This window comes from Verminephrobacter eiseniae EF01-2 (genome assembly GCF_000015565.1).
Classification (GTDB): Bacteria; Pseudomonadota; Gammaproteobacteria; order Burkholderiales; family Burkholderiaceae_C; genus Acidovorax; species Acidovorax eiseniae.
On record NC_008786.1, the window covers coordinates 4,967,524 to 4,981,960 of the forward strand.

At 65.2% G+C, this 14,437-nt stretch carries 12 protein-coding genes; 7 read left to right on the plus strand and 5 right to left on the minus strand.

Going from position 1 to position 14,437, the window contains the following annotated elements; genetic code table 11:
- The 3 genes from VEIS_RS21730 to VEIS_RS29995 all read right to left on the minus strand — a co-directional run bounded on the left by VEIS_RS21730 (position 1) and on the right by VEIS_RS29995 (position 2,443).
- The gene (locus tag VEIS_RS21730; RefSeq protein WP_011812175.1) at positions 1-1,389 is read right to left on the minus strand and encodes an FAD-binding oxidoreductase; all 1,389 of its coding nucleotides are present in this window, start codon (positions 1,387-1,389) and stop codon (positions 1-3) included.
- A gap of 26 nt (positions 1,390-1,415) precedes the next feature.
- Positions 1,416-2,171 (minus strand): HpcH/HpaI aldolase family protein, encoded by a 756-nt coding sequence (locus VEIS_RS25005; RefSeq protein WP_049773995.1) that lies wholly within the window; start codon positions 2,169-2,171, stop codon positions 1,416-1,418.
- 86 nt (positions 2,172-2,257) lie between these two features.
- Complete coding sequence (locus VEIS_RS29995) at positions 2,258-2,443, minus strand: hypothetical protein (protein ID WP_198137914.1); 186 nt, start codon at positions 2,441-2,443, stop codon at positions 2,258-2,260.
- A gap of 22 nt (positions 2,444-2,465) precedes the next feature.
- Here VEIS_RS29995 and VEIS_RS30000 point away from each other — a divergent pair, with 22 nt between their 5' ends.
- From VEIS_RS30000 to VEIS_RS21760, 5 genes are read left to right on the plus strand one after another with little or no spacing between them, the layout of a single operon-like run.
- Positions 2,466-3,140 carry a GntR family transcriptional regulator gene (locus tag VEIS_RS30000; RefSeq protein ID WP_049773996.1) on the plus strand — a complete coding sequence of 225 codons (675 nt, stop codon included), beginning with the start codon at positions 2,466-2,468 and terminating at the stop codon, positions 3,138-3,140.
- Positions 3,141-3,152: 12 nt separating this feature from the next.
- Positions 3,153-4,970, plus strand: a complete 1,818-nt coding sequence (locus VEIS_RS21745; RefSeq protein WP_157048629.1) for an ABC transporter substrate-binding protein — start codon at positions 3,153-3,155, stop codon at positions 4,968-4,970.
- A 42-nt stretch (positions 4,971-5,012) separates the two neighbouring features.
- Complete coding sequence (locus VEIS_RS21750) at positions 5,013-6,029, plus strand: ABC transporter permease (RefSeq protein ID WP_011812178.1); 1,017 nt, start codon at positions 5,013-5,015, stop codon at positions 6,027-6,029.
- A complete protein-coding gene (locus VEIS_RS21755; RefSeq protein ID WP_011812179.1) occupies positions 6,026-6,949 on the plus strand; it encodes an ABC transporter permease in 924 nt (307 codons plus the stop codon). The genes VEIS_RS21750 and VEIS_RS21755 overlap by 4 nt, the downstream gene beginning before the upstream one ends.
- On the plus strand, positions 6,909-8,807 hold the full coding sequence (locus tag VEIS_RS21760) for a dipeptide ABC transporter ATP-binding protein (RefSeq protein WP_232287776.1): 1,899 nt from the start codon (positions 6,909-6,911) through the stop codon (positions 8,805-8,807). Before VEIS_RS21755 ends, VEIS_RS21760 begins: the two co-directional genes overlap by 41 nt.
- Positions 8,808-8,936: 129 nt before the next feature.
- On the opposite strand, the gene VEIS_RS21765 is transcribed toward VEIS_RS21760, so the two are convergent.
- Positions 8,937-9,998, minus strand: a complete 1,062-nt coding sequence (locus tag VEIS_RS21765) for an extracellular solute-binding protein (protein WP_011812181.1) — start codon at positions 9,996-9,998, stop codon at positions 8,937-8,939.
- Positions 9,999-10,164: 166 nt separating this feature from the next.
- Entirely contained in the window at positions 10,165-11,214 is a 1,050-nt protein-coding gene (locus VEIS_RS21770; protein WP_232287777.1) for an extracellular solute-binding protein, read from the minus strand.
- 589 nt (positions 11,215-11,803) lie between these two features.
- Between VEIS_RS21770 and VEIS_RS21775 the strand changes: the two genes are divergently transcribed.
- Both VEIS_RS21775 and VEIS_RS21780 read left to right on the plus strand, forming a co-directional pair.
- Complete coding sequence (locus VEIS_RS21775; protein WP_011812183.1) at positions 11,804-12,907, plus strand: mandelate racemase/muconate lactonizing enzyme family protein; 1,104 nt, start codon at positions 11,804-11,806, stop codon at positions 12,905-12,907.
- Positions 12,904-14,394, plus strand: a complete 1,491-nt coding sequence (locus tag VEIS_RS21780; protein WP_011812184.1) for an aldehyde dehydrogenase family protein — start codon at positions 12,904-12,906, stop codon at positions 14,392-14,394. Before VEIS_RS21775 ends, VEIS_RS21780 begins: the two co-directional genes overlap by 4 nt.
- Positions 14,395-14,437 lie beyond the last annotated feature (43 nt).

Genomic DNA, 14,437 nt, shown 5'->3' on the forward strand with positions numbered 1-14,437 from the left:
TCAGATCACCTTTCCGGGGTTGAGGATGCCCTTGGGGTCCAACGCGTTCTTCACAGCGCGCATCGCCGCCAGTTCTGCGGGGCTGCGCGTGTGGCCCAGTACCTTGCGCTTGAGCAGGCCGATGCCGTGCTCGGCAGAAACGGCGCCGCGGTAACGCCGTGTCAGGTCGTACACCCGTTCTTCGATCTGCGCGCGGGTCTCCGGCCGGCCGCCGTCGGCATGCGCGATCACATGCAGGTTGCCGTCGCCAAGATGGCCGTAGACCAGGGCGGTGCCGTTCGGCCAGTGCTCGCGCAGCAGGGCTTCGCACTCCAGCGCAGCGCGGCCGATGTCCGCGATCGCAAAGCTCACGTCGAACGCCGCCATGCCGGGCAACAGCACAGGCAATTGCGCTGTGGCATCGCGCACCGCCCACAGCGAGCGAGCGTCCGTGCTGGAGCGCGCTACGGCGGCATCCTCGATCACGCCTTCTTCCAGCATGCGGGCCAGGAAGTCATCGAAGGCCGCAGGGTGGTGCACATCGTCGGCGCCTGCGCTTTCCATCAGCACATTCATCGCGTGACGGCCCGGCAACGGTGCGCGCAATCCCTTGACCTTCTCCATCATGAAGTCGAGGTAGCCGGGCCACATCACCTCGAAGGCCGACACGCCCCCCGGTAGTTCCGCCTGCGCGCGCTGCAGCAGCGCGGTCACCGCTTCGTAGTTCGGCAGGCCGCACCAGGCGGTGGACACCGACCGTGGCTGCGGATGCAGCTTCAGCACCACGCGCGTGACGATACCCAGCGTGCCTTCGGCCCCGGCCAGAAGGTGGCGCAAGTCGTAGCCGGTGTTGTTCTTCACCATCTTGTGCAGGCCGCCGATCACGCTGCCGTCGGCGAGCACCGCCTCGATGCCCAGCACCTGGTCGCGCATGGTGCCGTAGCGGATGACTCGGTTGCCTCCGGCATTGGTGGAGAGGTTGCCGCCAATGGTGCATGTACCGCGCGCGCCCAGGTCCAGTGCGAACAGGAAGCCGGCGGCCCCGGCGGCTTCCTGCACCGCCTCGAGCGTGCAACCGGCCTGCGCGGTGAGCGTGCCGGAGATCGCATCGACCTCTTCGACTGCGTTCATGCGCTCCAGGCTCACCGCGACTTCGCCGGGAGCGCAGCAAGCGCCGCCAGCAAGGCCCGTCAGACCGCCTTGCGCAACCACTGGCTGCCCGAACTCGTTGCAGATGTGCAGCATGCGCGCCAGTTGCCCGGTGCTGTATGGCCGCAGCAGAGCGCGCGGCACGCTGGCCGGCACGCCGCTCCAGTCGCCGTGACGCCGGTCAGGGATGCCGAGGCCGGTGGCCACGAGATCGGCGCCGAGCACCCGGATCAGGGCATCGATGGCTTGTTCATTGCGCATGTGGGGAAGGTCTTTCGTCTGGAAGGTCAGGACCGGGCCGCCTGCACCGCCTCGGCGAAGCCGCGTGCGGCCAGGCCGATGTCATTGGCGACCACGGCCAACTCGTAGCCCTCGGCGAACGCCTGCCGGGCGGCGACAGCGTCGGAGGTGAACAGCCCGCAGGGAAGGCCCTGTTGGTGGGCGATGTCGCGGATGCGCGCGCAGCAGGCCTTCAGTTGCCCGGGGCTGGCATCCGGCATCGACAGTTGCAGGTCGCCAGTGCCGACGAAGATGAAGTCGATGCCGGCGACGGCACAGATCGCCTCTGCGTTCTGCGCACCCAGCGCGGTCTCGATCATCGCGCCTACAGCAACATGCCGGTTGACGGCCAGCATGCTGTCGGCACCCGCCAGCAGCGGCCGCACGCCGCCGCCCGAGCGCCTGCCCTGCGGCGGATAGCGGCTGGCGCCGGCCAGGACGCGCGCATCGTCCGCGCTTTCCACCAGTGGCGCCATGACTGCGGCCACGCCAGCATCGAGCGCGGCGCCGACGGCCGGCGCCGAAAAATCGGCCGTCCGCGCAATGACGGAAGTGCACACCCCCGCAATGCCTGCGGCGGCCTCGAGCGATCCGCGCTCCCACAGGCCATGCTGGAGGTCGAGCACGATGGCGGCCGGCACGGACCGTGCGGCGATTTCGGCCAGCGCAGCGCTGCCGAGGGCCAGCCACACCAGGGGCAGCACCGTGCCACGTTCCAGCCGAATCTTGAAGGGATGCTCGAACGGCGGTGCTTGCGAGTTCATGGGGGGAAGCGCTCCACTGCTTTTCGCCCCGGCCACCACGGCCGGGAATCGTGCTTGAAGCGGTTGACAACAGTATATTGTTCGTGTCACATTGAAGTCAATGTCCAGTCTTGTCCTTCAAGCCTGAACCCAGTTGGAAACCACTGGCAAAGCGAGGAAGCAGCTTCTGCAAACGGAAAATTGCGTTTCGTGCCCGCTTCGGCGGTCATTTTCAGAGGAAAAAAACGTGAATCGAATGCCGGATCAAGATCAAACCGTATACGGAAACCCATCGTGGCTCGTTCAACCTCGCCTTTGAAGGACTTGCCGGCGGCGCAGCCGCAGAGCCGCCAGAGCCTCAGCGCCATCGCCTACGACGCCCTGCGCGGCCGGCTGCGCACCGGCCTGGTGACGCCGGACGATCGCATGGTGGATATCGAGATTGCGGCGCAGTTGGGCATGTCGCGCATGCCCGTTCGCGAGGCCCTGCTGCAACTGGTGGCAGAGGGCGTCCTGGTCAGTACCGCGCGCGGCTATCGCATCCCCGCCCTGGATCCGAAGGACGTGATGGAAGTGTTCGAACTGCGCAAGCTGCTGGAGCCGCGTGCTGCGGCGCTCGCCGCTCGCGACCTGTCGCGGGCGGGCATCTCGCAGTTGAGCGCAGCGCTGAGCGAGGCCAGGGCCGCCCAGGCCCCGGAGGATTTCCCGCGCCTGTTCCGCGCCAACGTGGATTTCCGTGAGACCTGGCTGGGCGCCGTGCGCAACAAGCGGCTGGCGGCGATGATCATGCGTTGTTCCGACCAGGTGTTGACCGTGCGGATGTCCACCTTGCGTGGGTCCGGTATCCATCCGGTCGTGGTCGCCGGGCTGCAGGATCTGTATACGAGCTTTGCACGCCATGACTCGGTCGCCGCGCACGACAGCATGTTCAGGTTCGTGCTGGCGGCAGAGAGCGCCTACGTAGCCCTGAGCGCAACGAGCAAGCCATGAACGCCGTCCCTAGTGTCGCGTCACCGATCATCTGTCGGTCTGCGCTGGCCATCGAAGCGCATCGCGGCGTTGCATCGCTTGCCAATACAGCTCGGTATGGGCAAGCGATGCGCCTTGCGCTGCGCTCCGATGGCTGCGCGCAGCCTACGACATCTGATCCGTGACGCGACACCAGGTCGCACCACGCACCACCGCTGCGCGACGGTTCGCACTCCCCTTCACCCGGAAGAGAAATGCACCATGACAGATTTCCAGTTCCCGCGCCCCCGGGATGCCGAACTCCAGCGGGCGTTGCAGGACCCGGCCCGACGCCATCTGCTGCTCGGCGCACTGGCTGCCGGTGCGGGCGCGCTCCTGCCGTGGCAGATGGCCGGCGCGCAGACCGTGGGCAAGTCGACCCTGGCGATCGCCTACCCGGTGGATGTGCCGACATGGGATCCGAACGCGCTGTCCATTCCCGCCATCCAGAGCCTGTATCAGTCGGTATTCGATTCGCCGTTGCGCTACTCACCGCAGTTGAAGCTCGAACCGCGCCAGGTCAAGGAGTGGAAGTGGCTTGACAACCAGGCCACCCGTCTCGCGATCACCCTGCGCGACGACATCCTGTTCCACGACGGCACGCGCATGACGATGGCCGACGTCCGCTACAGCTTGGCCGAGCGCGCGCAGGCCGACAAAAAGCTGCTGGTCGGCGGCATGCTCAACACCCTCAGCGATATCGAGCTGAGCTCGCCGACCAAGGGCGTCATCGTGTTCAACCGGCCGACACCGGCCGCCCCGATCTACCTGGCCTTTCTTGCCGTCTACGTGGTGCCCAGGGCCTACATGGAGAAGGTGGGAGCCGAGGGCTTCAACGCCAAGCCGATCGGCGCCGGCCCCTACCGGATGGTGGAGCACCAGCGCGGCTCGCGCATCGTGCTGGAAGGCTTCGACAAGTACTGGGGCGGCGCGCCCCCGATCAGGCAGGCGGTGTTCCAGATCGTGCCGGAAGGCTCGGCGCGCGTCGCGCTGGCCGAGTCCGGGCGGGTCGGGATGGCCACGCAACTGCCGATGCGCGAAGTGCATCGGCTGGCGTCGAAGACCGGCATCGTGACCAAGGCCTATCCCGTCTCGGAGGTCTACATGATCCGGATTCCCAACTACGTCAAGCCGATGGACAACGATCACGTGCGTGCGGCCATGCACCTGTCCATCGACAAGGCGGCCCTGTCCAAGGCGTTCTACGACGGCGTCGCCAAGCCGCTGTCGGTCATGGCGCCCGAAGGCACGCCCTCCCATGTGCCCGATTTCCACTTCCCCCACGACAAGAACAAGGCCATCGATGAACTGAAGGCTGCCGGCTTCAGCCCTGCCAACCCGGTGTCCTTCACGCTGCTGTCCACCAACGGCGTGTTCCCGAACGACTACGACATGGCGCGCGCCATCTCTGGCATGTGGAAGGCGGTGGGCATCAACGCCACCATCGAGGAAACCACGCCGGCCAAACTGGTCGAGGCGGCGCAGAACGGCAAGCTCGCGGGCCCGCTCCTCTACAACTGGGTCAACAGCACCGGCGACCCGGAGAACTATGCCGGCCGCATCTTCGACCCGCGTCTGCGCTTCTCGACCTGGAAGGACATGTCGCTGGCCCCGCGCATCGATGCCCTGATGACCGAAGTCGACGAGGCCAAGCGCATGGCCGGCTACAAGGCCCTCAACGTCGAATCATCGCGGCAATCCTGGGCCATCCCGCTGCTGCAGGCCGTCGCCACGGCGGCGTATTCGTCGGCGCTGCAGCCCACCCTGTTCGACAACGGCTACATCCTGCCGGCTGACATGAAGTACCGCTGAACCGGCCTCGCCCACTGACAGGCCGCGCGCAGGATCCACCACATGTTCCCGCTCATTTCCGCGATCGTCCTGCGCCGGCTGCTGCTGGCCATCCCGACCCTGCTGCTGTTGTCGCTGGTGGTGTTCGTCGTGCTGCGCATGCTGCCGGTGGATCCGCTGGTGCTGCTGCTGCCGGCATCGGCCACGGCAGCGGATGCCGCAGTGCTGCGGGAGCAGCTCGGTTTCGACAAGCCCGTGCCGCAGCAATTCCTCATCTGGCTGTGGCAGGCATTCAACGGCAACCTGGGCACCTCGATCAACTTCCGCCAGCCGGTCGCCCACCTGATGCTGTCCTCGCTGCCGGCGACGCTGGAGCTGACGCTGGCCGGCCTGCTGCTTGCGCTTGTGATCAGCGTGCCAGGCGGCGTGCTGGCCTACGCGCTCTACCAGCGCCGGCGCGAAACCGCCGCAGACCTCGCGGTGGCATCGATGCAGTCAATCCCTTCCTTCCTCTGGAGTCTGTTGCTGATCCTGACCTTCGGCGTGCTGTGGCCCGTGCTGCCCTTCAGCGGGCGGGTCGGCGTAGGCGTTGCGCTGCCCGACATCACCGGCTTCGCCGTCATCGACCTTCTGCTGGTGGGGCGCTTCGATGCCTGGCTCACGGCGCTGTCGCACCTGCTGCTGCCGGCGCTGGCCCTGGCCCTGGGCTTCGCGCCGCTCGTGATCCGGGTGCTGCGCTCCAGCCTGATCGACGCCGCGAGCGAGCCCTACGTGGAAGCGGCGCGGCTGCGCGGGCTGTCGGAAACGCGCATCGTGTGGCGCCACATGCTGAAAAACGCGGCGCTGCCCACGGTCACCATGATCGGCGTGCAGTTCGGCTTCCTGTTCGGCGGCGCGTTGCTGGTGGAAATGATCTTCGGCTTCCCCGGCGTCGGGAACCTGATGGTGCAGGCGGTCAGGGGCAACGACCTGCCATTGATCCAGGGCATTGCCCTGATCTTCTGCGTGCTGATGCTGGCGATCACGGTGATCGTCGACGTTCTGTATGCCGTGTTGAACCCGCGACTGAGAACGCCATGACCGCGACGGCAATGCCCACCTCGCCGGCCCCGACGGCCCCGACGACCCTCTGCGCTGGCGTCACCTGCGGCGCGTTGCGCCAGTTGGGTCGCCAGCCGCGCGTGTGGGTGGGCGGCAGCATTCTTTTGGTGATGCTGTCGTTGGCCGTGTTCGCGCCCTGGGTGGCGCCGCACGACCCACTGGAACAGGACCTGCTGCACATGCTGACGCCGCCGATGTGGGCGTCGGGGGGCGACGCCGCTTTCCCCCTCGGGACCGACGGCCTGGGTCGCTGTGTGCTGTCACGCGCCATCTACGGCGCGCGCGTGGCCTTGACCGTGGCCGTCGTCGCAGCGCTGGGCTCGATGCTGCTCGGCAGCACCCTGGCAATGCTGGGGGGCTACTTCGGCGGCGTGGTCGATCGCGGCATCAGCTACGTGGTCGACCTTTGGATGTCGTTCCCACCCGTGGTGCTATCGCTGATCCTGCTGGTCGGCCTCGGCACAGGCGTGGACAAGGTGATCCTGGCGGTGGTGCTGGTGGACTGGACGCGCTTTTGCCGCGTGATCCGGGCCGACGTGCTGGTCACCCGCCGCCGTGACTATGTGCTGGCGGCTCGGTTGCTGGGCTTCAGCCATCTGCGCACCATGCTGCGCGAAGTGCTGCCGGCGGTAGTGCCGTTGATGATCACGCTGTTCTCCATCGAGATGGGCATCGCCATCGTGGTGGAGGCGACGCTGTCCTTCATCGGCCTTTCGGTGCCGGCGCAGGTCACCACCTGGGGTCAGATGTTGGCGGACGCTCGCACCGACATGCAAAGCGCCGCCTGGGTGATGCTGGTTCCGGTCGCCTGCATCATCCTCACGGTGCTGGGCTGCAACCTCTTCGGCGACGGTGTCCGTGTCGCGCTGGACCCGCGGCTGCGCCTGCGCAGCGAATGACATGCTCGGCATCTCCCATCTCACATTGACGGCCCGCCGCAGTGGCGCGAAGGTCGACTTGCTGCGCGACATCTCGCTCACCCTGGAACGCGGCAAGGTCCTCGGGCTGGTGGGCGAGTCCGGCGCCGGCAAGAGCATGATCGGCCGTGTGATCGCCGGCCACACCCCGGCTGGCTTCGAGATCACGCGCGGCAGCATCATGTTCGATGGTCTGGATCTGCTGACGCTGGACAGCAAGACTTGGCGCCAACTGCTGGGGCGGCGCATTGCTTTCGTGCCGCAGGAACCGCTGACGGCGTTGAACCCGGTGCTGACCATCGCCCAGACCTTCGACGAGCACCTCGCGCACCTGGGGGTGCCGTCCCGAGAGCGGCAGCGCTCGATGCTGCAGCAGTTGGAATCGGTGCATCTGCCGAAGCCCAACGAGTTGGCCGAGCGCTACCCGCACGAACTCTCGGGCGGCCAGTGCCAGCGCGTGCTGATCGCGATGGCTTTCGTCGCCAACCCGGCGCTCATCGTCGCCGACGAGCCAACCACCGCGTTGGACGTCGTCAGCCAGGCCAACGTGCTTCAACTGCTCGCCGGGCAGAGGCGCATTCATCACACGGCGATGCTGCTGATCACGCACGACCTGCGGCTGGCGGCCCACGTGTGCGACGACATCGCCGTGTTCTACGCAGGCGAGCAGGTCGAATACGGACCCGCGCGCGCAGTGCTGCGCCGCTCGCGCCACCACTACACCTGGGCGCTGGACCACGCCACGCCCGACGTGCATGGGCCGCAGCGCCTGCTGCCGACCCTCGGCGGCCAGATGCCGGGCGTCGCGGCGATGGGAGCCATCACCGGCTGTCGCTTCGCCGCGCGCTGCCCGCAGCGGCAGCCTGCCTGCACGCAGGAGCCGCCCGCCCTGGTCGAACAGGCTGCCGGGCACTGGGTCCGATGCATCGCGCCGCGGGAACTCACGGCGAACCATGCGCCCGCCGACGACAGCCACAGTGGGGCTTGGAAAGTGCCGCGCGGCGACCCCGCTGCGCCGCCGCTGGTGGAACTCCGGGACGCGACGCTGCGCTACTCCGCGCGCCGGGGCCTGCTGGGTCGGCGCAAGGTGCACAACATCGCCGTCAACCGGCTCTCGCTGAAGGTGCAGCCCGGGGAGTTCGTCGGCATCGTGGGGGAAAGCGGCAGCGGCAAAAGTTCGGTGGCGCGGCTGATCGTCGGCGCCGAGTCGCTCACCAGCGGCCGGCTGCTGGTGAATGGGCAGGAACGGTCGAGTGCCCACGCCCTGCGGCTCACGCGCGAGCAAGTGCAGATGATCTTCCAGGATCCGCACTCCGCGCTGAACCCGCGCCGCTCTGTGTTCCGGCTCCTGACCCAGGCCTACGAGTCCGACCAGATGGCGGCGAAGCTCCAGCGCAACCCGCGCGAGCAGCATGCCCGCCAACTGCTGAACGACGTCGGAATGCCGCAGGACGCGCTCACGCGCTTTCCAAGTCAGCTTTCGGGCGGGCAAAAGCAGCGCGTGAACATCGGTCGGGCTTTGTGTGTGATGCCCCAACTGTTGGTGGCCGACGAAATCGTATCCGGGCTTGACGTGTCGGTGCAGGCCCAGGTCCTGAACATGCTGATCGAACTGGGACGGCGCCACGGCATCGCGCTGGTGTTGATCTCGCACGACCTGTCGGTCGTTCGCTACCTGTGCTCGCGGGTGGTCGTGATGCAGCGTGGCGACGTGGTCGAGGAGGGCGAAACCGAGGCGGTATTCGCCAATCCGCGACATCCCTACACCCGTTTGCTGCTCACCTCGGTGCCGCCAGCGGACCCGTCTGTCGCCTGGCCGCCTGCGCCAGTGGCGCATTGAGGCAGTCTGCCTGACACCCTTCGACGCACCGTTGCCGCAGGAGGCTTGAGTGCCATGACCAACAGCCCGCTTCGGAGCGGAAAGGAAGGCCATCGCAGGGACTTGTTTGGCGTCGCCATCGATCCCGACTTACTGCGCCGCAATGCGATCGAGAATCTTGCCTTCGCGCTGCTCCAGACCGGCAGGAATCGGCGGGAACCATCTGACGTGCGCGATGGCTTGCGGCGAGTAGATGCGTTCCAGGCTCTTGCGCAGCTTTTCCGAGGCAAAATCCTGCGCGCCCACCGAGGCCGTCATATTGCCGGACGACTGCATGATGAGCGCGGCGTTCTCTGGCCGCATGACGAAATCCACCCACTTGTAAGCGGCCTCGTCGGCCCGGCCCTTGGCGGGTAGCACGAAGGTATCGATCCAGCCCAGCGGGTTCTTGTCATAGCCGGTGTCCATGCCCTCTTCCTGCAACTTGATGGCATGCAAATCCCACCCCTCGGCGGCCACGACTTCGCCGGAGCGCATCATGTTCAGCAGATCGTCGGAGTTGTTCCAATAGGCTTTCACATTGGCTTTGCAGGCCGCCAGCTTTTGCCCGGCGCGGTCGATGATGCCCTGATACTTGTCCGGCTCGCCATAGGCAGCAAAGGGGTCATCGCCATTGGCAAACGCCATCAGAATCAGCGCGGGCCTCCGGATGCGCATCGTCACCTTGCCCTTGTGGGCATCGGCGCACAGGTCGGCGATGCTCGACACATTGGGCGCCTTGGCATGGTTCGTCAGCACGCCCAGGGTGCCCCAGGTAAAAGGCAGCGCATAGACCTTGCCGGCGATGGTGGCGCTGGCCTTGGCCGCCTCCAGCAGGCTGGGAGTGAACTGCTGGAGCTTGACCTTGGACAGATCCAGCGGCTTGTAGATACGAAAATCCGCCTGCGGCCCGACAATCCGGTCGTGGCTGGGCTGCGCCAAGTCAAACCCGGCGCCGCCGGTGGCGCGCAGCCTGGAGATGATGTCCTCATTGTTCGAGAGCGTGATTTGCACATCGATGCCGGTTTCCTGCTTGAACTTTTTGACCAACTCCGGCGGCGCGTAATTGCCCCAGGTCAGCAATCTGAGGGTTTCGGCAGATGCGGTGGCAGTGGCGGCCAGGCCCACCAATCCTGCCAGCACACTGGCAAGGTAATGCTTCGCTTTCGTCATGGCTCGATCTCCTTTGGGTTGACACAAAATTTCATCGGACTTTTCATCCCGCTTTGCCCACACCTGCTGCCGGCATTGCCCCTGCCCCGGCGAGCGGAATGGCAGACATCATGCGCCATGCGTCTGGCACATCCAGGCACATGCCCAGGCCATTGCAGCCCTGCACCTACTGCGCCGCGACGCGATCGAGAACCTTGCCCTCGCGCAGTTCCAGGCCGGCGGGAATTTGCGGGAACCACCTGATGCTGGCAATCGCTTGCGGCGAATAGATGCGTTGCAGGCTTTGGCGCAGCTTTTCAGGGGCCACATCCTGCGCACCCACCGAGGCCGTCATATTGCTCGACGATTGCATGATGAGCGCGGCGTTCTCTGGCCGCATCACGAAATCGATCCATTGGTAAGCGGCACCATCGGCCCGGCCCTTGGCGGGCAGCACGAAGGTATTGATCCAGCCCAGCGGGTTTTTGTCATAGCCGATGTCCATGCCCTCGCCCTGCAACTTGAAGGCATGCGAATCCCAGCCCTCGGTGGCCACGATTTCACCGGAGCGCATCATGTTCAGCAAATCGTCAGAGTTGTTCCAATAGGCTTTCACATGGGCTTTGCAGGCTGCCAGCCTTTGCCCGGCGCGGTCGATGATGGCTTGGTACTTGTCCGGCTCGCCATAGGCGGCAAAGGGGTCATCGCCATGGGCAAACGCCATCAACATCAGCGCGGGCCGCCGGATGCGCATCGCCACCCGGCCCTTGTAGGCATCGGCGCACAGGTCGGCAATGCTCGACACCTTGGGCGCCTTGGCATGGTTCGTCAGCACACCCAGAGTGCCCCAGGTAAAAGGCAACGCATAGACCTTGCCGGCGATGGTAGTGCTGGCCTTGGTCGCCTCCAGCAGGCCGGGGGTGAACTGCGAGAGCTTGACCCGGGACAGATCCAGCGGCTTGTAGATACGAAAATCCGCCTGCGGCCCGACAATCCGGTCGTGGCTGGGTTGCGCCAAGTCAAACCCGGCGCCGCCGGTGGCGCGCAGCCTGGAGATGATGTCCTCATTGTTCGACAACGTAACCTGCACCTCGATGCCGGTCTCTTGCCTGAATTTTTGCACCAGCGCCTCTGGCGCCAGGTCGCTCCAGGTCAGCAGTCTCAAGGTCTCGGCGGAGGCGACGCTTGCGGCAGCCGCCAGGCCCACCAAGCCCGTCAGCAAAACAAGCCGCTTCATTTTCATCATCGTCGCGTCTCCATTGACATGCTTCCTGTCCGACTGCTCTTGCAGGGCGCTGCCTGCTTGGCCCCGCACCCCGGATGGCAAGCGCTAAGCTACGCCAACAGTGGCTTGGCACAAATACCCATTTTGAAAAAATATGGCAGTCCATTTTTGATGAAGTGTGGGGTGTCGCGCTGGAGCACAAAGCATGGCATCCGAGCGTGCCAAGACCGAGGGCGCCAAGATTCACTGGGGCTATGTGGCCGGCACAAAGACCAGATCAAAGTGTTCTACTTACCCAGCCAAGGTCCCGAACCCCATCCCGACGAACGACTTAACGCCCATGCCTTGGACCCACGGATATTCGGCTTTGCCTTCATCGTGGCCGGTGTCGTCGTTCTGAATATCAGTGCACGCTGGTGCTGGCATGTGGGTGCACCATCATAATGGACTGCCATTTTTTCCAGAATGGACGTTTGGATTCAGTCTATTTTGAGTAGAAGATAGCATCCCCGATGGCCCAATGGCACGGCGGCTCTCGGATGGCCACGCTGATTGCAACGGGCCGTCATGAGGAGCGATACCCGGCCGGAGTAAATACGTAATGAAAATCAATCGTCTCGAGACATTCAGCAACAGGCACGTTGGCTTTGTGCGTGTCACCACCGATACCGGTCTGCAAGGCTGGGGGCAGATGTCCACCTATAACGCGGATATCACGGCGCAGGTGTTTCATCGGCAAATCGCGCCCTGGGCTTTGGGCGCGAATGCCCTGGATATTGAGCATCTGGTCAATATCATCCCGGAGCGTGAGCACAAATTCCCCTGTTCCTATTTATTTCGCGCCTTGGCCGGTCTGGACACCGCGCTGTGGGACTTGCGCGGCAAGTTGGAGCAAAAGAGCGTCTGCGAACTGTTGGGCGGCCAGCCGCGTGCCTTTCCGGTTTATGCGTCGAGCATGAAGCGCGACATCACGCCCGAGAATGAGGCTGCGCGGCTGTCCAGACTGCGCGACGCACATGGTTTTGGCGCCTTCAAATTCCGCGTCGGCAAGGAGTGCGGCCATGACCAGGATGAATGGCCGGGGCGCACCGAGGCGATTGTCCCGACCATGCGCCGCGCACTCGGTGATGGCGCGCGTTTGCTGGTCGATGGCAATAGCTGCTACACACCGGCCAAGGCGATTGCCGTCGGGCGCATGCTGGAAGAGCACGGCGTCGTCCACTTCGAGGAGCCTTGCCCCTATTGGGAACATCGCTGGACCAAGGAGGTCAAGGAAAGCCTGAAACTCGACGTGACCGGCGGCGAGCAGGATTGCGACCTGACGTTGTGGCAATACGCGATCGATCAGCGGGTGGTGGACATCGTGCAGCCCGATGTTTTTTACATCGGCGGCGTAACGCGCATGCTGAAGGTGGCGCGCATGGCGGAGCAGGCGGGCCTGAAGGTGACGCCGCATTCGGCCAATCACTCGCTGGTGACACTGGTGACGCTGCACATCATGGGTGCACTCAAGAATGCCGGGGATTATGTCGAATACTCGATCGAAGGCGCAGACTATTACCCATGGGAACAGGGGCTGTTCCGCAACTATTTGAACGTCAAGGACGGCAAGGTGCAGATTCCCTCCGAGCCGGGCTGGGGCCTGGAAATCTGCCCGCAATGGCTGGAAAAATCCCGTCACGCCGTCAGTGAGGTGCAGGCATGAACCCCTCCCTCGACGCACTGATCACCGAATTTCGCAACACCGGCACACTCAGCGGCTTGCCGTGCGCGCAATTCATCGACGGCGCTTATCAGGCTGGCGCGACCAGCGCTGCGCTGGAGAGCTTCGACCCCGGCAGTGGCCGTGTCTTTGCGCAATTTGCCGCCGGCGGCGAGGTCGAGGTCGATGCGGCCGTGCACGCTGCAAAGCGCGCCTTGCCTGCCTGGAGCGAGACCGCGCCCGCCGAGCGCAGCCGCGTGCTCTGGGCCATTGCGCAGCAGGTGCGCCAACATGCCGACCGGCTGGCGCTCATCGAGTGCCTGGATAGCGGCAAGCGGCTTGGCGAGGCCCAGGGCGATGTGCGCGGCGTGATACGCGCCTTCGAGTATTACGCGGGCGCGGTAGACAAGATGCAGGGGGACAGCTTTCCGCTCGGCAAGGACTACATCGGCTTTACCGTCGAGGAGCCGATCGGCGTTGCGGCGCAGATCATCCCTTGGAATTACCCGGTCGGCACCGCCGCGCGCGGCATCGCTCCGGCACTGGCCGCCGGTTGCACCGTGGTTGCCAAACCCGCAGAGCAAACCCCCTTGTCGGCGTTGCTGTTGGCCGAACTGGCCAGCGCCGCCGGCCTGCCTGCGGGCGTGCTCAACGTCGTCACCGGCACTGGCGCGGCGGCGGGCGCAGCGCTGGTAGCGCACCCGGGCATTGGCCACATCACCTTCACCGGTTCGGTCGCCACCGGGCAACGGGTCATGCGCGCCGCCGCCGACAACGTGACGCGCGTGCTGCTCGAACTGGGCGGCAAATCACCGCTGGTCGTTCTGGCCGACTGCGATGTCGAGCAGGCGCTCGATGGCGTACTCGGCGCCATCTACGAGAACGCCGGGCAGATCTGCTCGGCAGGCTCGCGCCTCATCATCGAACGCAAACTGCATGGCAGCTTCATGGCGCGGCTGCTGGAGCGGGTCGGCAAACTGGGGCTGGGTCACGGCCTGGACCAGCCGGATGTCGGCCCGGTCAATTCGCTGCTGCATCTGAACCGCATACACGAGCATGTCGCCACCGCCGCCGCGCGCGGCAATGCGGTGCTTGCGGGCGGCAGCATCGCCCAGCCCGCGAACGCGCCGGGCGGATGGTTTTATCGCCCCACGGTGATCGAGGCACGGTCGGCGCAAGACCCGGTGGTGCAGGAAGAAATCTTCGGCCCGGTGCTGGTGGTGCAGCAAGCCGACGATCTGGAACAAGCCATCGCACTGGCCAACGGCACCGACTACGCGCTGGTGGCAGGCATTTACACCAGAGACATCACGCAGGCTTACCGCTTCGCCCGCCGTGTCGATGCCGGGCAGGTCTACATCAACGAATACTTCGCCGGCGGCATCGAAGTCCCGTTCGGAGGCAACCGCAAATCCGGCTTTGGCCGTGAAAAAGGTCTGGAAGGAATCAAGAGCTATTGCAAGCTCAAGAGTGTGGTGGCGCGGGTTTAGGGCGTATCAACAATCAATGGACTATATCCATATTCGGCTCTTT

Excerpts from the sequence above, each read along its gene's own strand:
- VEIS_RS21755 (WP_011812179.1), top strand. The coding sequence starts at position 6,026 with ATGACCGCGACGGCAATGCCCACCTCGCCGGCCCCGACGGCCCCGACG.
- VEIS_RS21750 (WP_011812178.1), top strand. The coding sequence starts at position 5,013 with ATGTTCCCGCTCATTTCCGCGATCGTCCTGCGCCGGCTGCTGCTGGCC.
- VEIS_RS21730 (WP_011812175.1), bottom strand. The coding sequence starts at position 1,389 with ATGCGCAATGAACAAGCCATCGATGCCCTGATCCGGGTGCTCGGCGCC.
- VEIS_RS21770 (WP_232287777.1), bottom strand. The coding sequence starts at position 11,214 with ATGAAGCGGCTTGTTTTGCTGACGGGCTTGGTGGGCCTGGCGGCTGCC.
- VEIS_RS21775 (WP_011812183.1), top strand. The coding sequence starts at position 11,804 with ATGAAAATCAATCGTCTCGAGACATTCAGCAACAGGCACGTTGGCTTT.
- VEIS_RS25005 (WP_049773995.1), bottom strand. The coding sequence starts at position 2,171 with ATGAACTCGCAAGCACCGCCGTTCGAGCATCCCTTCAAGATTCGGCTG.
- VEIS_RS21765 (WP_011812181.1), bottom strand. The coding sequence starts at position 9,998 with ATGACGAAAGCGAAGCATTACCTTGCCAGTGTGCTGGCAGGATTGGTG.
- VEIS_RS21780 (WP_011812184.1), top strand. The coding sequence starts at position 12,904 with ATGAACCCCTCCCTCGACGCACTGATCACCGAATTTCGCAACACCGGC.
- VEIS_RS29995 (WP_198137914.1), bottom strand. The coding sequence starts at position 2,443 with ATGGGTTTCCGTATACGGTTTGATCTTGATCCGGCATTCGATTCACGT.